General features: G+C 62.4%; 24 protein-coding genes. 15 read left to right on the top strand and 9 right to left on the bottom strand.

Features of this window, described 5'->3' with window-relative positions:
- Positions 1-21 precede the first annotated feature (21 nt).
- The 5 genes from C5L14_RS29480 to C5L14_RS29455 form a co-directional block, all read right to left on the bottom strand.
- On the bottom strand, positions 22-564 hold the full coding sequence (locus C5L14_RS29480) for a diguanylate cyclase (protein WP_245443656.1): 543 nt from the start codon (positions 562-564) through the stop codon (positions 22-24).
- A 130-nt stretch (positions 565-694) separates the two neighbouring features.
- A complete protein-coding gene (locus tag C5L14_RS29475) occupies positions 695-1,159 on the bottom strand; it encodes a DUF3775 domain-containing protein (protein ID WP_105865631.1) in 465 nt (154 codons plus the stop codon).
- A 235-nt stretch (positions 1,160-1,394) separates the two neighbouring features.
- The gene (locus C5L14_RS29465; RefSeq protein WP_105865663.1) at positions 1,395-1,958 is read right to left on the bottom strand and encodes an NADPH-dependent FMN reductase; all 564 of its coding nucleotides are present in this window, start codon (positions 1,956-1,958) and stop codon (positions 1,395-1,397) included.
- A gap of 78 nt (positions 1,959-2,036) precedes the next feature.
- A complete protein-coding gene (locus C5L14_RS29460; protein WP_342588444.1) occupies positions 2,037-3,047 on the bottom strand; it encodes a cation diffusion facilitator family transporter in 1,011 nt (336 codons plus the stop codon).
- A gap of 584 nt (positions 3,048-3,631) precedes the next feature.
- Positions 3,632-4,774 (bottom strand): DUF1236 domain-containing protein, encoded by a 1,143-nt coding sequence (locus tag C5L14_RS29455; RefSeq protein WP_181161382.1) that lies wholly within the window; start codon positions 4,772-4,774, stop codon positions 3,632-3,634.
- A gap of 298 nt (positions 4,775-5,072) precedes the next feature.
- On the opposite strand from C5L14_RS29455, the gene C5L14_RS29450 reads away from it, so the two are divergent.
- The 5 genes from C5L14_RS29450 to C5L14_RS29425 all read left to right on the top strand — a co-directional run bounded on the left by C5L14_RS29450 (position 5,073) and on the right by C5L14_RS29425 (position 9,664).
- Positions 5,073-6,074, top strand: coding sequence for a complex I NDUFA9 subunit family protein (locus C5L14_RS29450; protein WP_245443655.1), 1,002 nt, complete (start codon positions 5,073-5,075; stop codon positions 6,072-6,074).
- Positions 6,075-6,600: 526 nt separating this feature from the next.
- Positions 6,601-7,098, top strand: a complete 498-nt coding sequence (locus tag C5L14_RS29440; RefSeq protein WP_105865626.1) for a DUF305 domain-containing protein — start codon at positions 6,601-6,603, stop codon at positions 7,096-7,098.
- A 290-nt stretch (positions 7,099-7,388) separates the two neighbouring features.
- Positions 7,389-7,715: a hypothetical protein gene (locus C5L14_RS29435; protein WP_105865625.1), complete on the top strand. Its 327-nt coding sequence runs from the start codon at positions 7,389-7,391 to the stop codon at positions 7,713-7,715.
- Between the two features lie 97 nt (positions 7,716-7,812).
- The gene (locus C5L14_RS29430) at positions 7,813-8,940 is read left to right on the top strand and encodes a DUF3182 family protein (protein WP_210203307.1); all 1,128 of its coding nucleotides are present in this window, start codon (positions 7,813-7,815) and stop codon (positions 8,938-8,940) included.
- Positions 8,882-9,664, top strand: a complete 783-nt coding sequence (locus C5L14_RS29425; protein ID WP_245443654.1) for an alpha/beta hydrolase family protein — start codon at positions 8,882-8,884, stop codon at positions 9,662-9,664. Before C5L14_RS29430 ends, C5L14_RS29425 begins: the two co-directional genes overlap by 59 nt.
- A 113-nt stretch (positions 9,665-9,777) precedes the next feature.
- Here the strand turns inward: C5L14_RS29425 and C5L14_RS29420 are convergent, their stop codons facing one another.
- The gene (locus C5L14_RS29420; protein ID WP_105865622.1) at positions 9,778-11,094 is read right to left on the bottom strand and encodes an alpha-glucosidase/alpha-galactosidase; all 1,317 of its coding nucleotides are present in this window, start codon (positions 11,092-11,094) and stop codon (positions 9,778-9,780) included.
- Between the two features lie 160 nt (positions 11,095-11,254).
- On the opposite strand from C5L14_RS29420, the gene C5L14_RS29415 reads away from it, so the two are divergent.
- From C5L14_RS29415 to C5L14_RS29385, 7 genes are all read left to right on the top strand, one after another.
- On the top strand, positions 11,255-12,136 hold the full coding sequence (locus C5L14_RS29415; protein WP_105865621.1) for a helix-turn-helix domain-containing protein: 882 nt from the start codon (positions 11,255-11,257) through the stop codon (positions 12,134-12,136).
- Between the two features lie 263 nt (positions 12,137-12,399).
- Positions 12,400-13,197: a DeoR/GlpR family DNA-binding transcription regulator gene (locus C5L14_RS29410; protein WP_105865620.1), complete on the top strand. Its 798-nt coding sequence runs from the start codon at positions 12,400-12,402 to the stop codon at positions 13,195-13,197.
- Positions 13,197-14,168: an N-acetylglucosamine kinase gene (locus tag C5L14_RS29405; RefSeq protein WP_105865619.1), complete on the top strand. Its 972-nt coding sequence runs from the start codon at positions 13,197-13,199 to the stop codon at positions 14,166-14,168. Before C5L14_RS29410 ends, C5L14_RS29405 begins: the two co-directional genes overlap by 1 nt.
- 23 nt (positions 14,169-14,191) lie before the next feature.
- Positions 14,192-15,451 carry an ABC transporter substrate-binding protein gene (locus tag C5L14_RS29400; RefSeq protein WP_105865618.1) on the top strand — a complete coding sequence of 420 codons (1,260 nt, stop codon included), beginning with the start codon at positions 14,192-14,194 and terminating at the stop codon, positions 15,449-15,451.
- Between the two features lie 2 nt (positions 15,452-15,453).
- On the top strand, positions 15,454-16,365 hold the full coding sequence (locus C5L14_RS29395) for an ABC transporter permease subunit (protein ID WP_181161385.1): 912 nt from the start codon (positions 15,454-15,456) through the stop codon (positions 16,363-16,365).
- A gap of 3 nt (positions 16,366-16,368) precedes the next feature.
- On the top strand, positions 16,369-17,226 hold the full coding sequence (locus C5L14_RS29390) for a carbohydrate ABC transporter permease (RefSeq protein WP_105865616.1): 858 nt from the start codon (positions 16,369-16,371) through the stop codon (positions 17,224-17,226).
- Between the two features lie 37 nt (positions 17,227-17,263).
- Entirely contained in the window at positions 17,264-18,217 is a 954-nt protein-coding gene (locus C5L14_RS29385) for an SIS domain-containing protein (protein WP_105865615.1), read from the top strand.
- Between the two features lie 119 nt (positions 18,218-18,336).
- Here C5L14_RS29385 and C5L14_RS29380 read toward each other — a convergent pair whose 3' ends face one another.
- From C5L14_RS29380 to C5L14_RS29370, 3 genes are all read right to left on the bottom strand, one after another.
- Positions 18,337-18,999 (bottom strand): hypothetical protein, encoded by a 663-nt coding sequence (locus tag C5L14_RS29380; protein ID WP_105865614.1) that lies wholly within the window; start codon positions 18,997-18,999, stop codon positions 18,337-18,339.
- A gap of 86 nt (positions 19,000-19,085) precedes the next feature.
- Positions 19,086-20,408, bottom strand: coding sequence for an MFS transporter (locus C5L14_RS29375; protein ID WP_245443653.1), 1,323 nt, complete (start codon positions 20,406-20,408; stop codon positions 19,086-19,088).
- 14 nt (positions 20,409-20,422) lie between these two features.
- Positions 20,423-20,896: a MaoC/PaaZ C-terminal domain-containing protein gene (locus C5L14_RS29370; protein ID WP_105865612.1), complete on the bottom strand. Its 474-nt coding sequence runs from the start codon at positions 20,894-20,896 to the stop codon at positions 20,423-20,425.
- A 229-nt stretch (positions 20,897-21,125) separates the two neighbouring features.
- Here C5L14_RS29370 and C5L14_RS29365 point away from each other — a divergent pair, with 229 nt between their 5' ends.
- From C5L14_RS29365 to C5L14_RS29355, 3 genes are all read left to right on the top strand, one after another.
- On the top strand, positions 21,126-21,896 hold the full coding sequence (locus C5L14_RS29365) for an IclR family transcriptional regulator (protein WP_245443652.1): 771 nt from the start codon (positions 21,126-21,128) through the stop codon (positions 21,894-21,896).
- Positions 21,897-22,133: 237 nt separating this feature from the next.
- Positions 22,134-23,324 carry a CaiB/BaiF CoA transferase family protein gene (locus C5L14_RS29360; RefSeq protein WP_105865610.1) on the top strand — a complete coding sequence of 397 codons (1,191 nt, stop codon included), beginning with the start codon at positions 22,134-22,136 and terminating at the stop codon, positions 23,322-23,324.
- Positions 23,321-24,454, top strand: coding sequence for an extracellular solute-binding protein (locus C5L14_RS29355; RefSeq protein WP_181161381.1), 1,134 nt, complete (start codon positions 23,321-23,323; stop codon positions 24,452-24,454). The genes C5L14_RS29360 and C5L14_RS29355 overlap by 4 nt, the downstream gene beginning before the upstream one ends.
- The last annotated feature ends 14 nt before the right edge of the window (positions 24,455-24,468 follow it).

Raw genomic sequence — 24,468 nt, 5'->3', positions numbered from 1 at the left:
GGAGGCTGGCCGTGCCGCCTGCTATTTCGCTTTCGGCGGCACCAACTTTCCTCGGTTGGCGACCAGTCCACGAACGAGTTCTTCGAGATAAGGCAGGAATTCGAAGATGACGATCATTGTCATCAGGGCCGCCACATAGCCGATCGGCAAGGGCTGCGCCTTCCACGTCAAATCGAAACGAGGCGCTTGGCTACCCAGTCCGAACAGGGCGAGGAACTGCTGCCAATGCAGCGAGACGACGCACACGATCGCCATGAGCGGGATCATCTCCAGGAAGCTATGGACATGTTGTTCGATGGGTGTGACCTCACGCGCAGTGGTCGCGTAGCTCACATCCCACAGCGCCGTTGCTTCGTGAACGAAAAAGGCGGCGATCATGACCGATATGATGAGGGCATTGATCTCGAGGAAGATGCCGGCCAGCAGGGGAATGCCGACCTCCGCGAACATGAGAAGATGAATGAGGGATTCCTTGGCACCCGTCGCCGTTTCAATATGCGAGGCCCGATGGCAGATCCAATCGGCAAACCCTGCCAGCAACCACAGCGGCAGGATGAAATACATCAGCAGGAGAATTGTTGGATCGGCCATGCGGAACTACCCCTAAATGATCTGCGATCCCCGAATCCTGTTCACGGCCAAGGAATTATACTCAGATTTCACAGGCTAAACCTGTTCGGACATGGCCCGTCGATCAGCCGTCCGAGCGTCTGAGGCGACGAATCTCGACCCCGTTCTCGGCGGCGGCCTCTGCCGATCCCTGGCTCTCATCGTCGAGCCCCAATCCGATGGCCGCCAATCCTTCGCCCAGCAGGTCAGGCAGGTTGGGGGTGGCAACCAGATAGTTGCCGAGATGAAGAGACGCCGCATCCCGCTCGAGCGCCAGGGTGCGTGCGGCTTCCCATTCGCCGGCAGCAAAATCGCCGCGCCCGATATAGAGGAGCGCAAGGAGATCGGCGCGCTCATCGATATTCAGGCCGGCGATCATGCCCCGAAATTCATGCTCGCTCGCCTCGTCGGGATCACCGGCCGAAAGCGTATCGACATTGCGGTCATCCATTGCGTCGGAACCCGACTGCGGATCGTTGTCGCCGTCCTTGACGTCAAGCCGGCGGGCTTCGACGATGAGGGCCCGAACCTTATCGATGGCAATATCCATGGAAGGCTCCTTGCAATTTCAGGGGGTTGCCGGCGAGACCATGCGGGTGCCCGCCGCCCGGTCCGGCATGACGCGTCCTCGCTCCGCCGGAGCAAGGACGGCCTTCGAACAACGCAAGCCATGCTTGGTTCCCGACGGCCGGTCCGGAGCTGCCGGCGGAAAGCCGGCCCAGGGCGTTGGTTACGAACGCTCAATGGCCGACACCCGTGATGGCGCGATCGCTTGATGGGCGCTCCTATTGTTTGGCGTGGAGAGCGACCCAGGCGCCGAAGGCGGTCATGAATTTGGACAAAAACGTCTTCGTGTCGGGTTTGGCGATATTGCCGTCCGCATCGAAGAGATCAGCGATGCCACCGATATAGGCTTCCGGTTGCTGCATGGCTGGGACATTCAGAAAAACGAGCGACTGCCGGAGAATGTGGTTGGCCCCGAATCCACCGATACCGCCAGGCGACCCTGTCGCGACGGCCGCCGGCTTGCCGTCCCACACGCTTTTGCCCATGGGCCGGGAGCCGACGTCCAGCGCATTCTTCAAGCCACCGGGAATTGACCGGTTATATTCCGGGGTCACGAACAAGACAGCCGACGTTTTGGCGATGCTCTCGCGAAAACGGGTCCACGACGACGGCACGGCATCGCCTTCGAGATCCGGGTCATAGAGGGGAAGATCGCCTATCTGCACGAACTCGCACGCCAAATTGTCCGGCGCCAAGGCAACCAGGGCCTTTGCCAATTTGAGATTGAAGGAACCTTTGCGAAGGCTTCCGACGAGAACGGCGACGCTGAATGCCTGGTCCATGAATTGCTCCATCGTGCTGAATGGTTCATCGCTGCTGCAGTTTCCTGCACATGCGCCTCTCTGCTGTGACCGAATTTTTCAAAATTCGTGCCCCTGTTCCTTGAGAGAACGAGGCTGCTCAACTGCCTTTCTTCTTTGCCTGAATGTCTGATGCGCTTGAGGTTTCACAAATATTGAAACGATTTCCGGATGGAGTTTTCGTATGCGGCGCTCCATCGATACGATAGCCGTTTCGATTTCGGTGGTCCGGATGTCGTCGACGAATTCGAGACTGAGCGCTGCAACGATTTGATCCGGCGACAGATGGAGCGTGAGCACGCCATTGACGCGTTCGACCTCGGGCTCTCGCTGGGCAAGTTCCTTGATGGAGGCATCGATCTTCTGGTGTGCACGCTCTCCAATCAGAAGATCCTTGCTCTCCCTCGCAACGATCAAAGCCACGAGTGTCAGCATCAGGCCTATGACAAGCGACGCCGCCCCGTCGAACTGCGGCGCCTGGAGCCATTCGGATAAGGAGAGCCCCGCTGCCGACAGGGCCAACCCTGCGAGCGCAGCGGTATCTTCCAGGAGGACCATGAAGGCTGGCGGATCCTTGCTGACTTCGATGGCTTCAAGGTAGCCCTCCCCTTGCTTGGTCTGTTGGAAGGCTTTCAGCGCGATGATCCAGGTGCCTCCTTCAAAAAGAGCGGAAGCACCGAGAACGCAATAATTGACAAAAAGGTGGGTTATCGGAAAAGGGTGTACGATACGCGAGAGACCCTCATAGATCGCAAAACCGCCTCCCATAACGAAGAGCAGCAACGCGACGACAAGGGACCAGAAATAGAGTTCGCGCCCGTAACCCAGGGGATGCTTCTCATCGGGGCTGCGGGCCGAACGGCGATATCCATAGAGAAGAAGGCCTTCATTGCCCGAGTCGACGACGGAGTGAATGGCCTCGCTCAGCATCGAGGAACTTCCGGTCATTGCCGCAGCCACGAATTTCGTCGCGGCAACAAGCATGTTGCCGATCAAGGCCGCGTAGACGACGTGACGAGACTTTCCATTCCTCGCCATGAACCCTGTTCCATTCAGGCCGAGCGTTCCCACGCATGCAATACCAACGGCGCTGAAGCTCCACCTGTTCCCGGCGCCGCTGGAGGCAGCTAGAGGAGAATCCTGCCCCTTCCCTCGAAGTCACAGGCAGAGTTTGCGACGTGCTCGCCGGGAATGACGGAGGCGAAGGCGAGGACCCCTGCCGCGCCGTCTCCGTCATTGCCCAAGACATAGCGCTGGTCGAACTTCACCTCGGATCGGTTGTTCCCGATCGTCCGTCGGCAGGAACCCGGATTGGGTGCGGTGACTGATCCGACGGGCACGGCAATATGTGACCTTGATGCCCCCTCCTCCAAACCGGCAGGGACACAGGCAAGACCTGAAGACATGACCTGATCGTTGGCGGTGGCGTTCCAACTCGGGCAGATGACGGCATGCTGCGGCCCGGGAAGAGACCGTGGCATGCCGTCTGACTGCCGCCAAAGCGTTTTGCGATTTGGTGAAATCGCCAAGAATCGCAAAGACGTGTCGAGTCAAAGAGCGAGAGCGAAACAGCCTTTCAGCCTAAACGCGCCTTGCTCTCGGCGCCTATCCTCGCCTGCTGCGCTCACTCGTGAGCGGCATGACAGGAAGAAGAATTACTGGATCACCTCGATCACGGCACGACTGTCGGGATCGACGAGCACCACATCGTCATTCTGGTCGACGATAAACTCATAGCTCTTGATACTGGGCACCTCGGTGACAATCGTGTCCGGTATCGGCACCAATTCAACGTCACTCGGCACGCTGACACCGGCTTGCACGTCGAAGCTGCGCTCGACTTTGACCACGCGACGCTCCCGGGCATAATCGAGAATGAGCCGGCGCTGCGCGGCGGTCAATCTGAGGTTGCTGGCTGCGCGGGCGTGGGCAGGTCCGCGACCCTTGCGGATGACTTCGACCACCTTGCGCGTGCGTGGCTCGACGATGACGATTTCATCCCGAACGACGACATACTCATAGCTCCGATATTCCGGGACGATTTCAACGATGTCAGGCGGCAACGGCCTCGGCCGCACGCGCGCGGGCAGCGCCCGGCCGACATTGATGTTGACGTCGATGTCGACATTGGTGCGTTCGCCGGAACGGAAGAGCATGTCGCGCACCCGGCTGGCTTTTTCCTTCGGAACATTCAGATTGCCGACCACGTCGACATCTGTGCTATCCGGGCGAGCCTCCCCCGTCTGCTGGCTTGGTTTCGTCGTGGGCGTTATCGGCCCGGCATTGCTCGGCGCCGGTTGCTTTTTCTCAGGCTGGGATTGTTCGGCGGGCTGAGGTGCGCTCTCGTCGGCCGGGAGCGTTTTCTGCTGCGCAGGCTGTCCCTCGGGCTGTGCCTGATCGAGAGTCTTCTTGGACTTCAGCTTATTCTGGGGCTGCTCGGCGCCGGTCCTTCGAGATTTGGAAGGCGGGCAATTACCTTCCTCCCCCGCCGGGCATTTTGCCCTGTCGGTTTGCTTGGGCTCGGCCGGCCTGGTCTGATCCGTATTGCCGGCGGGATTGTCTGCAGCACCTTCGGGTTGCGCGGCCGGTTTCTTGCGTGGTTGATCGGCGTTCAACTCCTGCTGAGGTTGGCTCGATCCTTTGCGGGGTGTCTCCATCTTGTTGGCGGGCTCCTGCTGCATGGCCGGAGCCTCGCCCTGCTGAGGTTGCTGGCGCTTAGGCAGGATTTCATCCTGCGCGAAGCCAGGGCCGGCAGCCAATGCGACGGAGAACGCCGCTGCGGCGACCGTTACGAACAATCTGGTTCTCATCGGATACCTCTATTGCTTCAACAGTGAGGTTTGCGCCGTTCCGAAGCATCGCGACCCATGGTTGTTCCCTATCGGGCCAACACATTTGACGTGTGAGTGCCGCCGAGCGGAAGCGTCCTTCCTCGACCGGTCGTGCCTTTCGGCCTGGTTTCGCCCGCCGGCGGTCAGAGCCTGGCCCGTCTTCTTCGGGCGCTGGGGTCGTGGCCGGAAACATCCGGCAGAGCAGCCGGAATGCCGGCGCCGAGGAACGCGTGCTGTTCGAACAGCAAAAGAGCTGATCGCCCCAATGATCGCTCGAACGAACATTTTGGCTGCAACACGGTTCGGGGCGATGATGGGCGCATCGATATCATCGTCGGACAGTCGGCCGCCTCAGGGCATCGTCGCCGTGTTCGGAGGCTCCGGCTTTCTGGGACGCAGGATCGTCGAGCATCTTTTGAGCAGCGGCGTTGCCGTTCGCTCGGCCTCTCGGCATTCGCAGCGCGCGGGAGACGCGGAAAAAGGACAGGCTCATGCCAGTTCCTTTACCCACGTCGAGGCCGATATGCGCGACGAGGCTCAGGTCGCTAGGGCCGTTGCGGGAGCCCGTGCGGTCATCAACGCCGTCAGTCTTTATTCGGAACATGGCGACACGACATTCGAGCGCGTGCATGTCGTGGCAGCTTCCCAATTGGCAAAAGCGGCCAGGCAGGCGGGCGCCGAACGATACATCCATATATCGGGTATCGGCTCGGATTCGCGCTCCCGGTCGAAATACATCAGGGCGAGAGGGCAAGGCGAAGAGGCCGTCGGCGCTGCATTTACCGGCGCGACATTCGTCCGGCCCGCAGTGATGATTGGTAAAGATGATGCGCTGCTGAGCACGATCGCGAGGCTGGCGCGCACGCTTCCGGCCTATCCGCTGTTCGGACATGGCGAGACCCGTCTCCAGCCCGCTTTCGTCGAGGACGTTGCGGAGGCCGTTGCGCGTCTCACCATTGGCGAAGCCCGGATCAAGGCAGGCCCGTTCGAGTTTGCCGGGCCAGGTGTCTACACCTACCGAAATCTGGTGCTGGAAGTGGCCCGTCTGCTCGGTGTCCAGATCCGGCTGGTCCCCATTCCGTTTCCCGCCTGGTACGCGCTCGCAGCGTTATGCGAATTCGTCCCCGGAGCGCCGCTGACGCGCAGCCAAGTTGAACTGATGCAGATCGACAATGTTGCAGACGCCGGGCGCCCCGGATTCGACGATCTGGGTATTGAATCCCACAGCCTCGATCAGGTCATACGGGCAATCCTCGAAAAATCCTGACGCGGACTTGATAGCAAAAGGGAGTGCGATCATGGCGAAATGCGATCAATGCGGTAACGACTACGACAAGACTTTTCAGCTATATTTTGGGGAGCGAACCTACACATTCGACAGTTTCGAATGCGCAATCCAGAAGCTCGCTCCTATCTGTCCTCATTGCCAGGTCCGTATAATCGGGCATGGCGTCGAGCAGGGCGATGTCATCTACTGCTGCGCGCACTGTGCCGGACAGGAGGGCGCAAGAGCACTGACCGATCGCGCTCCCTGAGCGTATCCTTGGCTGGCCTTCCATCGCCCCGGCGAAGTGCCTTCGTCGCACCGCCGGACCTGCGACGTCGTCCTGCTCGCGCCATCAATGGAGAGGTCGGATCAGACCTGAATACGCAAATATCGAATAAGTCCGCTGCGGCGGACAGATTCTGCCGCTCCTTTTACGGAACGAATGAGCGAGAAGCCTGTTCGGGAATAATTCCCTACTCATCGATTGCTTGGGTTGGCGATGAGGAACGACAAGTGAAGGTGCGCCATGAAGGAGCATGACCGACACTCAGAACCACATCAGGACATGCAAACGCGTCATTACTTCATGTTTGCCGTCAACATGGTGCTCAGCCTGATCATCATGTATTTCGCGATGTTCTCGATGATCGATGGCTGGAGCGATTTTTATAACAATCTCAACACGGCCTATATGGCGCTGACAATGGTGGCTCCCATGGGAATTATCATGCTGGCAACCATGGGCGGCATGTACAGGAACGGGCGGCTGAACGTGGCCCTGTATCTCGGGCTGGCCGTTCTCCTGATCGCCTCGTTTGCAGGGACGCGCAGGCAGGCGCTCATCGACGATCACCAGTTCATCGCCTCGATGATCCCGCATCACTCCGGAGCCATTCTGATGTGCCGCGAGGCGAAGCTGCGGGACCGGGAACTGGTCGACCTCTGCGGCCGGATTGCCCAGGGCCAGCGCAGGGAGATCGAACAGATGAAGGCGATCCAAGCAAGGCTGAACAGCTCGGGCTGAGGCGAGAAGTCCAAAACATATCTGCGGCTTCGGGGAACGAGCAGGAGCCATCTCAGTTGGGAAGGCGCGAAGCCGGAGGTTTGTCGTCCTTGCCCACAGCTTCGCCAAGCGGCTCGGCCTTGCTGCCCGCTCCCGGTCGAGCCGCTATCGGCATGGGTCCGATACCGGGAAGCCGCGCCGCCGTGCCTGTGGCTGCGCCCAAGAGCGTCTTTGGCCGCACGGGCTCCTTTTGGATGGAAACGACGGTCCTGAGGCGATCTGTTCGGGAGGACACAGCGAAAGGGAATGCCATGCCCAATATCGATCAGCTGCGCGCCAGGATCGATCAAGGCCGAAATGGCGACAAGATTCCATTCCCGGATCCTGCCGCTGCCCCGCTCGGCACCGACGACGAAGCGGCCGATACCCCACCGACGCCCGAGCGCTTGCAGATGGCATCGCGCCACGAGCACCATGCAGCAGAGGCGATAGGTCCCGGTGCCACTGACGAGAGATCGCGGCCCCTCGATGGACGATACCGCTATTGGGAACAGGCCCGTGCAATGGTCCCGCTGGTGGTGGGATTCCTCATTGCTGCTTTTTGCATTCTGATCTTCACCTGGTGGCGGCTGTCGTGAAAGGGAAGCTTGGTTATCGAAAGCCATGGCCTGCGCGTTGGCAAGCGAAGATCGGCGACTGCGGACTGCTGGTGGCATTTGCCCAGGAGGTGGAAACGTGAGCGCCCTGACGCCGGATCAATGTCGGCAAGTCCTGATCTACGCACCGGAAGAAAGCGAATTCACCACGCAGCATGAGCGCGCGGGACGAGTGGAGCTCGCTCGCCAGCTCGGCGCGTTGAAGGGCTTCGAATTCGGTGGGCTGTGGGATCAGAGTCATTTCCGGCAGGCGAAGCCTTATTTCCTGCCGAGCAAGGCCCTTAGACCTCATGAAGCCATAGAGCTGGGCGTTTCCTCCGTAGCAGACCTCTATGGAGGCGTCGTGCCACACGACTTCGTGGCAACCAAGGCAATCACCCACGGCTTGATCACCCCTTGCGCCACCGCGCCGGCGGGCTGGTCGCATGCCTTCTCCACGTCTGTTCAGGAGGTGGTGCTCCCCGGCATTTCGGCGTTTTCCGCCGAAGATGGCATGGCAGCCGGTCTTGCGCTGCTCAAGCGCCATCCGGTGCGATGCAAGCCAGCCAATGCGACCGGCGGCCGAGGCCAAGCCGTCGTCCGGACCATGGCACAACTCGTGAAATACCTTGGCGCGATGGGCGAAGACGAAATCGCAACGCATGGCGTCGTCCTCGAGGAAAATCTGTCGCAGGTGCAAACCTGGAGCGTGGGCGTCGTGGAGGTCGGCGACATCCGGGCGTCCTATTATGGCTTGCAGCGCATGACGCGCGACAATCGAGGAAGGAATGCCTATGGCGGCTCCTCGCTGGTCTTTGCCCGTGGCGGCTTCGACGATTTGCTCGGACTCGACATAACCGTCTCGATCCGCGCCGCCATCGACCAGGCCCGGCATTACGATCAGACTGCGTTTTCCTGCTTCCCGGGCTTGATCGCATCCAGACGGAACTACGACGTCGTGCAAGGCTTGAACGGGCAAGGACAGTGGCAATCCGGCGTGTTGGAACAGTCCTGGCGCGTCGGCGGGGCCAGCAGTGCCGAAGTCGCTGCCCTTCAGATTTTTCAGGCTCGTCCGAAGATCGGCTCCGTGCGAGCCTCCAGCGTGGAAGTTTACGGAAACTGCACGCCGCCGCCGGGGGCCGTTGTTTATTTCCACGGCCACGACGCCGATGCCGGCCCGATCACCAAATATTCCATCGTTGAGAAAAATGGTCACGCAGACGTTTGAGATCGACATCGCCGTCGGCAATCAGTCCGTCTCCGGTACATTGCTATCGCCGCCGGCCAGGCTTCCTGGTGTGTTGTTCGTGCATGGATGGGGTGCCAGCCAGCAACCCGACCTTGATCAAGCGCGCGAGCTCGCGGGGCTGGGATGCATCTGTCTCACCTTCGATCTGCGCGGCCACGCCCGCGACAGCGCTCAGCAGCAAGTGGTCACGCGTGAGGACAACCTGCGTGATCTTCTGACCGCCTATGATCTCCTGGCCGCCCATCAGCATGTGGACCCGCAGATGATCGCGGTCGTCGGCAGCAGCTATGGCGCCTATCTCGCGACGATCCTGACCATGCTCAGACCTGTCAAATGGCTGTCCCTGCGCGTGCCCGCCCTCTATGAGGACAGCAATTGGGACACGCCGAAGGCCAAGCTCGAACGGGTGGCACTGGCGCAATATCGCCGACGCTCTTTGGCTCCGGGCGAAAATCTCGCTCTGCATGCCTGCACCCGCTTCGAGGGAGACGTATTGCTGGTGGAGTCGGAAAACGACGACTTCGTTCCTCCCGCCACGATCCGCAATTATCGACACGCCTTCGCACATGTCCATTCGATGACCTACCGCATCATCGATGGCGCCGACCATGGCCTGACCAGCAAAACCTGCCAAAAGGCCTATTCGTCCGTCCTGATCAACTGGGCAACCGAAATGATCGCAGGCGAGCGAAGAGGGCGGTGAAGGCGAGGAGCGCTCTGCAATCGGCGCGCAGAGCAAGGATAGCGAACGCCATATCGGGTTTGCTCCGCGTTCTCGACATTTGACATGGACGGCAGCAGTCCAAGATCAGACATTTAGCGATAGGCCGGCAGCAGATTGCCATGCGCGGCGATGAGGTCGTCGACCAGGTGCCAGATCTGGTCGGGCGACAATTCCGCCGAGGTGTGGGGATCCAGCAAGGCAGCCTGGTAAATGGTTTCCCGCCGCCGTTCCAGGGCCGCATGCACCGTCAATTCCTGCACATTGGTGCTCAACCGGATCACGGCCGCGAGCTGGCGCGGCAGAGAGCCGACCTTGATCGGCTGAACGCCGTTGCGGTCGACATGGCAGGGCACCTCGACCACGCAGTCGGCAGGCAGGTTGTCGATCAGCCCCCCATTGCGGACATTGCCGTAGATCAGTCCGGACTGGCCCGTCACGAGCGCATGAATGATGCCGGCGGCGTATTCGTTGCTGCGGCAGATCTCGACGGGCGCGCCACCCTCGAGTTCACTGCGCAGCTTGTTCCAGCCGGCGATCTGGTCCTCACAGCGGGTGATGTATTCGTCGAGAGGAATGCCGTAGCGCTCGATCAGGTCATCGCGACCCCGCTTGATGTACCAGGCCGTATACTCGGAAAAATGCTCGGAGGATTCGGTGACGAAATAGCCAAGCCGCTGCAGCACGTCGAAGCGGATGCGATCGTCCGGCGGCACCTGGCCATCCACCGCCAGTGCCTTGAGGCGGGGATAGAGATCTTCAGTGCTCCCATCCCGGTGGCGCTTGTTGAATTTCAGGAAGAAGGCAACATGGTTGATGCCCGCGGAGACATAGTCGATGTCGGCGATGTCCTCGCCCAGGCACCGAGCAAGGTGGGCCGAAGTGTGCTGCACGCTGTGGCATAGCCCGACCGTACGCAGCTGCGGCGCGATCTCGCCGATGGCCCAGCAATTGATCGCCATCGGGTTGACGTAGTTCATCAGGAGCGCATCGGGGCACAAATCCTCGATGTCCCGGCAGATCTCCTGCAGGACCGGAATGGTACGAAGGCCACGGAAGATCCCGCCGATGCCGAGCGTGTCGGCAATGGTCTGGCGCAGGCCATAGCGTTTGGGAATGTCGAAATCGACCACCGTCGCGGGCCGATACCCCCCGACCTGCATCATCAGGATGACGAAATTCGCGCCGGCCAGCGCCACACGCCGCTCGGTCGTGGCCTCGATGCGCACGCGCGGCAGGTCCAGCCCGTCGCAGATGCGCCGTGCAACGATCTCGGAGGTTTTCAGGCGCTCGCCGTCGATATCATGCAGGCTGATCACGCAATCGGCGAATACGCCGTTGCTGAGCACGTCGCTCAGGATCGCTTGGGCGAAAACCGTGCTCCCGGCTCCGATGAGACAGATCTTGGTCAAGGGAGGTCATCCTTGCTGGTTGAGACATCACCGGGATGCGCCGGGCAGACCCTGCTTGCCGGTTGACTGGAAGGCTGCGTTTATTCCATTCATGAAAACGGGATGTCTTCCCAAATTGTGATAATTTATTCCTGAATCGAAGCGTCGAATTTTCCGTTCCATGGCGAAGCAATCACTGGCCGGCCGAGACGAGCATGCCGATTGGGCCGATCCGTTCGATAGCGGCTCCTTCCATGTCGAAAGCCATGTCGCCGGTGCCATGGCGGCGGCGCACTGGCACGACCATGTCGAAGTCAACCTGCTGCTGGAGGGGCGCATGAGCTATCTCTTCCAGGGACGGCGGGAAACTGTGGAAGCGCGGCGGCTTGCACTCTTCTGGGCCGCGATCCCGCACCGGGCCATCGAGGTCGTGTCGGGCTCCAGGCTGATCTGCCTCTACATCCCCTTCCAGGATTTCATGGCGCTGCCTATCGCAGGCTCGCTCCGGAAAGCCGTCATGCATGGCGCCTTCCTGAGAGCGGCTCGGATCGATCCGGCGGACACGGCCACCTTCCAGCGCTGGGTCGACGAATGGCCCGGCGCCGGCTCCGCCCGCCAGCGCCTGATCCTGGACGAGGCCTGCCTGCGTGTGCGCCGCCTGGCGCTCGATCCGCTCGAGACCAGCGATTCCGCCCGGCGCGACGGTACCGGCGAGCGCCGCGAAGGCCGATCTCCGTCGCTCGATCATGCCGAGCGGATGATCGAGATCATCAATCTGCGCTTTGGCGAAGAGCTCTCCATCGCCGCGATCGCCGCCGAGCTCGGGATCCATCAGACCACCGCCACATCGGCGTTCCGGCGGATTCTTGGCATGTCGATCAACGAATACATCATTCGCTTTCGCCTGAGCCGGGCCCTGCATCTGCTGGCCGACACCAACCAGCCGATCCTGGACGTGGCCTATGCCTGCGGCTTCGGCTCGGCCAGCCGGTTCTACGAGGTCTTCAAGAACCGCACCGGCGTTACGCCGCGCCAGTTCCGCAGTCAGCTCTCCCCACGCTGACGGCAAGGCTGAAGAGCCCATCCAAGCCTTGCCGCCAGCAGGCAGACATCGCCTGCGGCCTTCCAGCCCTTTTCTCCTCTTCGACATGTCGGACGACCAGCCCCAGCGTGCCTTGCGAGAAGGGCGCCGTCCGGACGCCTCCGGTCGTGCCCGGCCTTGATAAAATCATAAAAAATCAGAAAGATGATTGACTCTGACGTTTTGATGACGTTGATTGATTTTATCGGAGCGGGTCCTAGCCCGCTAAATGCAGCGGGGAATGCATGTCTCAGGGGTCGAGCAAACTGGAGCGCCTGGATGCGATCCGCGGCCATCTCTACACGCACGGCCCCTCCACGATTCAGGCCCTGGCCGACGCGGCAGGCGCCTCGCTCGCCACCATCCGCCGCGACCTGCAGATCCTCGAGGAGCAGGGCATCATCGACCGGGCTCATGGCGGAGCCCGCATCGCAGAGGGGTCGAGCGTCGAGGTTGCCTTCAGCGCGCGCGAGGGCCGCAACCTCGCGGCCAAGCGGGCGCTTGCCGCGGCCGCCTATGAAAAGCTCACCCCGCACGCGACCATCTTCCTGGATGCCGGCACCACGGTACGCCAGCTCGCAAGGCTCCTGCGCATCAATCCGATGCCGATGACCGTGTTCACCAACGGCCTCCTGGTGGCCCAGGAACTTCTGGACGTGCCCAAGCTGCGCGTGGTCGTCATTGGCGGCCAGCTGCGCAACGAGAATGCCTCCCTGGTCGGACCGGAGGCCGAGGCGATGCTGGAGCGGCTGTGGTTCGACCAGCTCTTCCTCGGCGTCAGTGCCATCGGCCCGGATGCCACGATCTACAGTGTCGACAGCGCCGAGGCGAGCCTGAACGCGCGCATGCTCAAGCGGGCCGAGAAGCGCTTCATCGTCACCGATTCGAGCAAGTTCGGGGTGATGTCCACTTATGCCGTGGCCGCGCTCGCCCCCTCGATCAGCATCATGACCGATGCCAACCTGTCTTCGGACTGGCAAAGGCAGCTGCACGACATCGGCATGCCGCTCACCCTGGTGAACGTACCCGCGGGTGCTTCCTGATGGCCGGAATCCTCGCAATCGACGGCGGTGGCACCAAGACAATCCTGGCGACAGCGAGCCGGGACGGTGCGATCGGCAGCTGGCTGGAAGGCGCCGGAATCAACCCGGTCGACAATCCCGATTGGCTGGCCAGTTTCGAGGCGCTGGTCCGGACGGCCGGTGAGGCTGCCGGGGCCTGCGACCATGCCGTGCTGGCCCTTCCGGCCTATGGCGAGATTGCGGCTGTGACGCAATCCCAGCACCAGGCGGCGGCGTCGGTGTTCGGACGATCCCATGCGATCCTCAACGATGTCGAGGCAGCGCATATTGCAGCCTTCGCCGGCGGGCCCGGCGTCCTGATCCTGGCCGGAACGGGGTCGATGGCCTGGGCCATCGACGAGCGTGGCAAAAGCCTGCGTGTCGGGGGCTGGGGCGACGCCTTCGGCGACGAGGGCAGCGCCTTCTGGATCGGACGAGAGACGATCGCCCGCGTCAGCCAAGCCCTCGACGGACGCCTTACGGCGCCAGCGCTGGCCGAGGCCGTCTTCGCTTTCCTGGGGCTCGATCGGGCCGATCCCCCGCGCGCCTTGCTGCAATGGCATGTCGAACTGTCCCATCCCCGCTCTGAGATCGCCGCCTTGTCGGTTCTCATCGACCGCCTGGCCAAGGCTGGCGACCAGGCGGCCGCGGCCATCCTCGACGAAGCGGCCGACCATCTCGCCCGCCATGTGGAGGCGGCCTGGCGTCGCATGGATGCAAGGCCATACCGATCATGGAGCTATGCCGGCGGCGTGTTCGCCAGCAGAGGCGTGCTGACGAGGCTTACGGCGCGCCTGGGGGCCCCTCCCACGCCGCCGCGACTTCCCCCGATTGGCGGCGCGCTGCTGCGCGCCGCGCAAGACCTCGATTGGCCCGTGGATCAAGCATGGATCGAACGCCTGGGCGCCTCGATCACAGAACATGCAAGCCACGCGAGGAATGGCCGCACCTGACCATACAAAGAGGGATCATTGACATGTTACGGCACGGATTGCGTGCGTTCGTCGCACTTTCTGCCCTGATGCTGGCCCAACCCGTCTGGGCTGACGCGGCCAAACCCCTGGCGGGGCAGAGCATCTCGGTGTTGCTGCCTTCCGGTCAGCGCCCGGGATTGGCCGAGGATTTCGAGAAGGAAACCGGCATTCACGTCGACCTCCAGTCGCTGTCCTGGAACGACATCCGTGCCAAGCTCGTCACGTCCCTGCTCGCAGGCAGCGCGCCGGCCGATGTCACGGAGGTGGACTGGTCGTGGACCGGCCAGTTCGGCGCAGCGGGCTGGTATACCCCGCTCGATGGCCTCCTGGACGAAGCAACCGTCAAGGACATCGCGACCAGTTCGATCTTCCGTTACGACGGCAAGCTGATCGCCCTGCCCTACAACAATGATTTCCGGGTCCTCATCGTCAACAAGGAGCATTTCGAAAAGGCCGGTATCGCGGCCATGCCCAAGACGCTCGACGAATTGCTGGCTGCCGCCCGGACCCTCAAGGAAAAGGGTATTTCCAAATACCCGATCGGCATTCCCCTTTCGCCCGCGGAAGGCACCTCGACCGCCTGGTATCTTCTCACCAAGGCCTTTGGCGGCGAGCTTTTCGACAAGGACTTCAAACCCTTGTTCACCGACCCGTCATCGGCGGGCCACAAGGCCCTGGCCTTCGAGATCGATGCCCTCAAGCAGGGCCTGATCGACCCGGCCGCGCCCGGACTGATCGACATGGACGTCCATCAGCTTTTCATGAACGGTCAGGTCAGCATCGAGATCTGCGGCGAGGTCGGCCGGCTCGCCCTCTTCAACGACGCCAGCAAATCCAAGGTCGCCGGCAAGGCCGTGGCCGCCCTCTTCCCGACCGCAAGCGGGGTGACGCGCAGCCTTGGCCTGCCCGAGGCCATGGGCATTCCCGTCCCCTCCCAGAAGAAAGAAGCGGCGCTGGCCTTCATCAAATGGATGAGCGCCAAGGAACAACAGCTTAAAAACTATACCGAAGCCGGCACGCTGGCGACACGCACGTCAGCACTCCAGGACTTGGACAAGGCCGGCAAGCTCGAGAGCGGCAAAGTCCTGATCGAGCAGGCCTCCACGGCCGGCGGCCTGTTTCCGCAGGGGACGCCGATCTGGTATCCGCAGTTCAGCTCCGCCGTGTATACGGCCATAAACCAGGCTGCCAAGGGCCAGTTGAGCGTCGACGATGCGCTCAAACAGATCGCGGATGAAACCCAGCGGGCCATGCAGCAATGAGCGTGACGGCTCTGACCCGGACCGGCACGGAGCGGAACAGCGGCGCCAGAAGCGACGCCTGGCTCGGACTGGTGCTCGCCGCTCCCATCGTGCTGACCATGATCGGGTTGGTGATCTGGCCGGTCATCGCCACCATGTGGCAAAGCCTGCATCGGGTCGATCCGATGCAGGCGGGCACGCCCTTCGTCGGCCTCTCCAACTACACGGCCCTGTTCTTCGACAAGAATGCTTTGACGGCCTGGGCCAATACGCTTTTCTACGTCGTTCTCGCGGTCGCCCTGGAGACCGTCGGCGGCGTGGCCGCGGCCGTACTGCTCAACAGGCTGACGATCGGCCGACGCTGGCTTCTGGCGATCGTGATCCTGCCCTGGGCCCTGCCCGGCGTGGTCAACGCCATCGTCTGGCAATGGATCTACAATCCCAGCCATGGCCTGCTCAACGGCCTCCTCACGGCCATTGGCTTTGATTTCGACAGGCATGTCTGGTTCAATGATCGCAGCTCCGCCCTGATCCTCGTCACCGTCGTGCATGTCTGGCGCACCATGCCGCTGACCGTGGTGATCATGCTGGCGGCCCTGCAATCGATCCCAAAGGATATCTACGAGGCTGCGCGGATCGACGGCGCCAATCGTTTCCAGCTCTTCCGCATGATGACGCTGCCTCTCATCCGCAGCGGCCTGGCTATCGCCCTGGCGCAATCGACGGTCACGGCCTTCAACCTTTTCGACGAGGTGTGGATCCTCGCCGGCTCGAGCCTCGACACCCGCTCCATCCTGGTCCAGGTCTATCTGGAGGCTTTCCAGAACCTGCGCTTTTCCCGGGGCATGGCGCTGTCGGTGCTGGTCATGTTCATTTCGCTGGCCGTTTCGCTCGTCTTCGTCTCACGCGTCTATCGCGAAACCAGGCTCGATTGACCCATGCGCGCCCTCCTGTCCCGTTTCGGCCTCATGCTGGCCTGCGCCGTGCTGGTGCTGTGGTCGCTGGTGCCCGTCTACTGGGCTTTCGCCGCCAGCCTGACGCCCACGCCCGACCTCACCGCCAGCACGGTGCGCTTCTTTCCGCAGACGCTCACCCTGGATCACTATGCCAAGCTGTTCGGGTTTGGCACCACCATGGCCAATGACACCATGGTCTGGCAGCAATTCCGCGCCGCGCTGATCAACAGCATCGTCACCGCCCTGGGCGCGACGATCCTGTGCGTCGCCCTGGCGGCGGCGGGCGGCTATGCCTTCGTGCGCCTGAACTTCCCGGGGCGCTCGGTGATCTTCATCCTCGTGGTCGCCACCTTCGCCATACCGGGATACACGGTCCTGATACCGCTTTATCGGATCATGACGACACTGCGCCTGGTCGATACTTATCTCGGCGTCACGCTGATCTATGTCTCGGCCTTCCTGCCGCTGTCGCTATGGCTGATGCGCAGCGTCTATCAGTCCCTGCCCCTTTCCATCGAGGAGGCCGCCCAGATCGACGGGGCGAGCCGGCTCTACATCCTGGTCAGGATCGTGCTGCCGATGGCGGCTCCCGGCTTGGTTGCCGCCGCCATCATCACCTTTCTGGGGGCGTGGGGTCAGTTCATGGTGCCCCTGATCTTCTCACCCACCATGGCGACCAAGCCCCTGACCATCCTCGTCCCCGAATTCGCGACGAAGAACTTCGTCGACTACGGCCTGATCAACGCGGCCGGCTCGATCGCGATCATCGTGCCGACGCTGATCGTCATCTTCCTCAACCGATACCTGGTCAGCGGCCTCGTCGCCGGCGCGGTCAAGTGACCGACCATCGAACCCATCCAACCCAGTGAGTACAGTCATGAACGTCACCGAGCGCGTCATTTTCGAACAATTCCCGTTCTGGGAGCGGGGCCTTGGGGCAGCGCTCCCGGCCATCGACGCACCGATCATCGTCATCATCGGTTGCGGCACCTCGTATAACCTCGCCGTCTCGCTTGCCGCCGTCTTCAATGCCCATGGCCGCAGGGCGATCGCCGTGCCGGGCGGGGAATGGCTGAGGCGCCCGCAAACCTATCTGCCCGATCCTGCCGGCGCGCATGTCATCGCGCTCTCGCGCAGCGGCGAAACCACCGAAACCGTGGCGGCCACTGCCGCCAGCCGTGCGGCCGGCCTGATGGTGACGGCATTGACCTGCGAAAGCGAGGGTGCCCTCGCCCGCGAAGCCGATCATCTCGCCTTCACGCCGACCCACGGCGAAGAGGGCATCGTCATGACGAGTTCCGCCTCGCTGATGCTGCTGCTCGGCCTGAGGATGGCAGGCGTGGCGGTCCCCCCTGCGGTGGTCCAACAAGCTGAAAAACTGGCGAAAACCCTGGACGAGCGATTGGCCGGGCGGCTCGCCGGCCGCAGCCATTTCGTCTATCTCGGCGGCGGCGCTCATTATGGGATCTGCCTGGAGGCTTCGCTGAAGCTTCAGGAGATGAGCCAGAGCTATACCCAGGCTTTCCATCCGCTCGAATACAGGCATGGTCCCGTCAGCCTGCTCGACGAGCGCACACTCGTCGTCATGCTCTACGATCCGAACACCTTGCAGGAAGAGGCCCAGCTCGTAGCGGAACTGCGCGAGAAGGGCGCCCTCGTGGTGGGCCTGGGCGGACCGGGCGACATCTCTCTCGATCTCGATGTCGCCGACGAGCTGCGCGGCCTGGTCTGCCTGCCCGCGCTTCAGCTCCTGGGCGAGCGTGTCGCCCAACGCCGCAATGTCGATACGGTGACGCCGCGGCATCTGACCAAGGTGGTCAAGCTCGCATAAGGGGACGTGCTTTCGCCAGGCTTCGTGAGCAGCATGCGGCCCCTCCGCAGGGGCCGATTCTCGAGGTGGCACGGAACGGCGCCGCCGCATTCGCCGGGACGGCGCATGTTCCAAGCCTCTCAATCCGCCAGCATGTAATCCGCCACGCTGTAGCTATGGCTCGCCTGATAGGCATTCCGACCCCGGTTCATATGCGTCAGATTGAAGGTCCGAATGGCGCGCAACACGCGGCCGCTCGCGAGGAATTTGCGTATCGAGACGGAGCCGCGCACATTGATGCCGAAAATGTCGGCACCACGCGGGAAGAAGTAGCCGACGTCCTCCGGCATGGCGACGCTCTGCTCGAGAAAGGGTTCGTCCACTCGGCTCGGCGTGGCTGAACGATCCGTCGTGAAATCCGAAAGATGCACGATGAATCTGGCGCGGACATCCTCGCCCTGGGCATAGAGCGTGAAAAGCTCCATCCAGCTTGCATTGACGCGGATAAGCGGTTTGTCCGAGGTCGACGGCAGGCAGGAAACCGACCAGTAGTATCGCTCGGTCTTGCGCCGGATCGGAATGCAGCCTGGGCCGTATAGGCCGAGAATCTCCAGCACCTGCCCTGCCTGCGGGCGAGACAGCAGTCTTGCAAATCGAGCGGCATATTTGAAGCGATGCTCCAGCGACTCGGAGCGATCGGCAGCGTCCTGCAAATCGATCCTGCCCTCGATCCACTCGCGCTGTTGCTCGAGATCGAGGAATTGCCGCACGCCAGTGATTTTCGGGCGAAGCCTCGTACCCATATCAAGCGCCCTGTGACATTCGTGTGCTCGGCATCGTGCCGCTCCCATAGTCTCACCCGGGCGCTTGCCGCTTTGCTTCCTGCAACTCAAGCCGCACGGGTTTGAGCGAGCGCGCGGCTTGCCTTGCTCTCCTTGAGCCCGATCAGGATCGCGGCAGCCCCGGCTGCGATGATCGACAGCACAAGATACCCGATACTCGAATTGCCGACGATCTGGTCCGCCCAGGTCTTGATCTGGGGCGAGAAGAAGGCGCCCAGATTGCCGAGCGAGACGATGAAGGCAATCCCGCTCGCGGCGCCGACACCGCTCAGATAATTGGTCGGCAGACTCCAGAAGACAGGTTGTGATGCAGTCAGGCCCGGGACCGCGATGCAGAAGGCGATTATCAGGAGCCAAGGATTGTTGGTGAACGACACCGCCGCCGAGGCGAGAACGCCAAAGACCACCAGCCAGAACGCCACGAGTCGATGGTTGTTGTGCCGATCGGCATAGACGGTCGCCAGGCGCGTCATGATCGCAGAGCAGAGCCAGGGCAATGCGAGCAGAAGGCCGACCGTGAGGTCCACCTTGCCACCCATCGCCGAGGCAAGCTTGGATGGGAAGAAGAAGGAGAAGGGCGAGGTGCCGACCTGAAAGCAGAAATAGATCAGGATGAAAGCGATCACGCGCGGATCCTTCAGGACACCAAGGGCGGAGTGCTGCACCTCCCTCGCCTTCAGTTGCTCCTCGCGCTCGATCTCGGCGGCGAGCGCGCGGCGCTCGTCGGGCGAGAGCCAGGAGGCGTCGGCCGGACGGTCGCAGAGGTAGAAGTAGGCGATTACGCCGACGACCGCTGCGGCAAGCCCCTCGACGACGAGCACGAACTGCCAGTCCTTGAGACCGAGCACGCCGTCGAACTGGAGAAGCCATCCGCTGAGCGGACTGCCGACGACGAGCGAGAGCGGGACACCCAGATAGAAAAGGCCGGTCGCCCGCGCCCGCTGTTTCGCGGGGAACCAACAGGTCAAAAAATAGAGGATTCCCGGATACAACCCGGCCTCGGCGACACCGAGCAGGAAGCGCAGGATGTAGAACACCCACTCATTGTAGCTATACATCACAGCCGCAGAAATCAGTCCCCAGGTCACCATGATCCGGGCGAGCCAGACCCGGGCGCCGAACCGCCTGAGGACGAGATTGCTCGGAACCTCGAACAACGCGTAGCCGATGAAGAAGACGCCGGCTCCGAAGGCATAGGCCGCTTCGCTGAGGCCGGTGTCGCGCTGGAAGGCGAGCTTCACGAAGCCGATATTGACCCTGTCCAGGAAAGCCAGGAGCAGCATCAGGACCAGGAAGGGGATCAGCCGCCAAGCCGATTTCTTGATGGCACGGGTGAGCACGGGATCATCGCCGGTCGCTTCCATCGTCATTGCTTCCTCCCTGGTCATGGTTCGTGCCGGGTCGGCGGTGCGAGGGGATGCTTGCGGGCGACGAGATAAAGATGCTCGCAGACGAGCACGGTCTCGTCCTTCTGGTTGAACATCTCGATCGCCTCGACCACGACGCCCATGTCGGCCCGCTTGTGGTCACGCTTCTCCGTGATGGTGGCGCGGACCCGGATCGTGTCGCCGATGAAGACAGGCCGGATGAAGCGCAGCCGGTCGTATCCGTACGACATCGCATGCGGATTGATCGTCGAGGCGGTCATGCCGATGCCGACGCTGAAGATCAGCGTGCCGTGGGCGATCCTCTGCTTGAAGTCCTGCGTCGCGCACCAATGCGCATCCATGTGGTGGGGGAAATTGTCACCGGTCTGGCCGGCATGGATGACGAAGTCGGCCTCGGTAATGGTCCGGCCGAAGGTGAGCCGACAGGTGCCGATCTCGTAATTCTCGAAATGCTGCTCGATGACAACCATGCCAGCGCCTCCCGTGGCCTGCCGCTTCGATCGGCCCGGTCGGCCGCCCACTGGCGCGGTCTGAACCGGTACGTTTCCTCAAGTGGTTTCGCAGATTTTTATATGCGAATATTTTATTCATATATAGAAATCCAGATGGAGCGTCAATCGACAAGATAGATGTGGATCGCGGATTGGCCGCCCGGCGCGCCGTGTTATGGTCGGCGGCTTGCACGAAGGGGACAATCGAGTGACAGCCAAGGACGACGGCGAGGATCGGTACAAGGCGCCCGCGCTGGACAAGGGACTCGATATCCTGGAACTCCTGTCCGGAATCGATGAAGGGTTGTCGCTCGCCGAAATCGCGAAGGCGCTCGATCGCTCCCAGAACGAGATCTACCGGATGCTCGACCGGCTCGTGCGCCGCAACTACGTGATCCGTACCCCATCCGATCGCTTCGAGCTCTCCCTGAAGCTGTTCGACCTCGCCCACCGCCACCCGCCCATGCGGCGCCTCGTGAGCCTCGCCCTCCGCCCGATGCGGCTTTTTGCGCGGGAGGCCGAGCAGGCCTGCCATCTCACCGTTTATGCCCGCGGCAGCGGTGTCGTGGTGGCGCAGATCGATGCGCCAGACTACTGGGGAATATCGGTGCGGGTCGGTACCCTCATCAATCTCCTCAATACCGGATCAGGCCACATACTCCTCGCTTATGCGTCGGACGAAGAGCGGGAGCTGATGCTGGGCGAGCGCGAGCACGTGCCGAACGAGACCTGGCCGGAGCGGCTCGACGAGGTTCTGGCAAGCGTGCGCGAGCGCGGCTGGGAGATGCGGCCGAGCCAGCAGGCCGAGGGGGTCACGAACATCTCGGTCCCGGTTTTCGGTGTCGGCGGCCGCCTTCTCGCGGCCCTGACCTGCCCGCGTATCCGCCGCCTTCTCGGCAGGCCGCGCAGCGAGCAGCAGATCCTCGAACTGTTGCAGGCGTCCGCCAGCCAAATCTCGGCGGCGGCCCGCATCAACTGAAGCAGAAAACCCGCTGAAACAAAGGGTTGGAGAGAAAATGCGATTCGGAGAAATCGCGTTTTGCCAACCACTCCCCATAAGATCGGCTGCAGGCCCGGCCTGCCGGCCCGCGATCCCGCAAGCTTGCCTTCCTGAATTATATATGAAATTATAATTCATATACGAAAGACAACGACACAAGTCTGGTGACCTGCCTGGACATGGTAGCCGTTCCCGACAAATACGGAGGTCACGCCGATGCAACAAGAATTCCCAGCCGGGGCGCGTGGCTCGCATCACGCGGTCCTGCCGCTCGACGGCCTGGTGGTTCTCGACATGAGCCAGTTCCTGTCGGGTCCTTATTGCTCGCTGCGGCTGCTTGATTTCGGCGCCCGCGTCATCAAGATCGAACGGCCGCAGGGCGGCGACCTCTCTCGCAGCCTTTATCTCAGCGATACCGAGATCGGCGGCGATTCCACGATTTTCCACGCGATCAACCGCGGTAAGGAGAGCCTCGCGATCGACTTGAAGAACCCCGCGGACCTGGCCGCCCTGCGCACCCTTCTGACGAAGGCCGACGTCGTGATTCAAAACTTCAGGCCGGGCGTCATCGAGCGCCTCGGCCTCGATTACGCCTCGGTTCGGGCAATCAACCCGCGCGTCGTCTACGCCTCGATCACCGGTTACGGCAACGAGGGTCCCTGGGCCGGACGGCCCGGCCAGGATCTGCTGGCGCAGTCACGCTCGGGCGTGATGTGGCTGAACGGCGACGAGACCCAAGAGCCGGTGCCCTTCGGTCTCGCCATCGCAGACATGCTGGCGGGAGCTGCGGCCGCGCAGGGCATCCTGGCAGCGCTCGTCCGGCGGGGCATCACCGGTCTAGGCTCGCATGTCGAGACGAGCCTGCTCGAAGCGCTGGTCGACTTCCAGTTCGAGGTGCTGACGACCTTCCTCAACGACGGCGAGCGCATGCCGCGCCGGTCCTCGCTCCGAAGCGCCCATGCCTATCTGGCTGCCCCTTACGGCGTTTATCCGACCCGGGATGGTTTCCTGGCCATTGCCATGACGCCGATTGCAAAGCTCGCCGACCTCCTTGATATCGCCGAGCTGGCGCCCTACCGCGACGATCCGAAGAGCTGGTTCGGCGCGCGCGACGAGATCAAGGCGATCATCGCCGCACGGGTGGCGACCGAGACCTGCGATCACTGGCTGGCGATCCTCGAGCCCGCCGACATCTGGTGCGCCAAGGTGTTGGCCTGGCCCGAGCTCCTCCACAGCGAGGGCTTCAAGGTCCTCGACATGCTTCAGACGGTGCAGCGCGAAGACGATGTCGCGATCCGCACCACCCGCTCACCCCTCCGCTTCGACGGCGTGCGGCCACAGGTGATGCGGGCGGCGCCACGGATCGGCGAGCACACGGGTGCGATCCGACGGGAGTTCGGGCTGTGACGGTTAGGCTGAAGGGCATGACCTGGGACCATCCGCGCGGCTACGATCCGATGGTCGCCTGCTCGCGGCTCTGGGCGCAGAAGACCGGGATCGAGATTATTTGGCAGAAGCGCTCGCTGCAGGATTTCGAGTGCTTCCCGGTCGAGGAGCTGGCGCGCCGATACGATCTCATCGTCATTGATCATCCGCATGTCGGGCAGATCACGAAGGAGGGTTGCCTCCTTCCGCTCGATGTTTCGGGGCGCGAGGTCGAGCGGGAGGCTCTTGCGCATGGGTCGGTCGGCCCGTCCTATCCGTCCTATGCATGGAAGGGCCGGCAATGGGCCTTCCCGATCGACGCCGCGACTCAAGTCCAGGCCTTCGTGCCGGGTCGGATCGCCGGGCCGGTGTCGTCCTTTGCCGAGATGATGGACCTTGCCCGCACCGGACGCGTCGCGCTGCCGTTGCGGCCGCCCCATTCCCTGATGACCTTCTACACGCTGGCGGCGCATCTCGGATATGCCTGCGCGGCCGATCGGGAGCGGTTCATCGCGCCCGACGCGGGGGTAGAGGTCTGGGAACGTCTGTCCGAGCTCGTGCGTCTCGTCGATCCCAATGATCGCGAACGAGATCCGATCGCCGTCTTCGAACGCATGGCCGGGCTGGATTCGACGATCGCCTGCGTCCCCTACATCTACGGCTACGTGTCCTATGCCTGGGACGGTTTCCGGCCAGTGCGGATCCACTTCGCCGACATCCCCACCATCGATGGACGAAAGCCCGCCGGAGCCGCGCTCGGCGGGACGGGCATTGCGGTTTCGGCCATGAGCCGGCATCCGATCGAAGCGAGCGACTTCGCCTATTGGGTCGCCAGCGCAGACGTTCAGCGCGGCGCCTACGCCGCGGCAGGCGGCCAGCCCGGCCACGCCGCAGCCTGGGAGGATAGTGACGTCAACGCTGCCAGTGCCGGATTCTACGAGAAGACCCGCGCGACGCTCGAAGGTTCCTATCTGCGGCCGCGCCACGATGGGTATATGCCCTTTCAGGCAGCTGCTTCGGAGCGGATCAACGCGGGGCTCGCAGCCGGTGAAGGCGCAAGGCCGCTGCTGCGCGATCTCGATGATCTGTGGCGGATCGGATCGGGTTCATAAGCCCGGAGAGTTCG

Origin of the sequence: Labrys okinawensis (assembly GCF_002982075.1) — a bacterium.
Taxonomy (GTDB): domain Bacteria; phylum Pseudomonadota; class Alphaproteobacteria; order Rhizobiales; family Labraceae; genus Labrys; species Labrys okinawensis_A.
The sequence above is the reverse complement of the archived record's forward strand: the minus strand, read 5'-3'. Positions and strand labels throughout refer to the sequence as shown.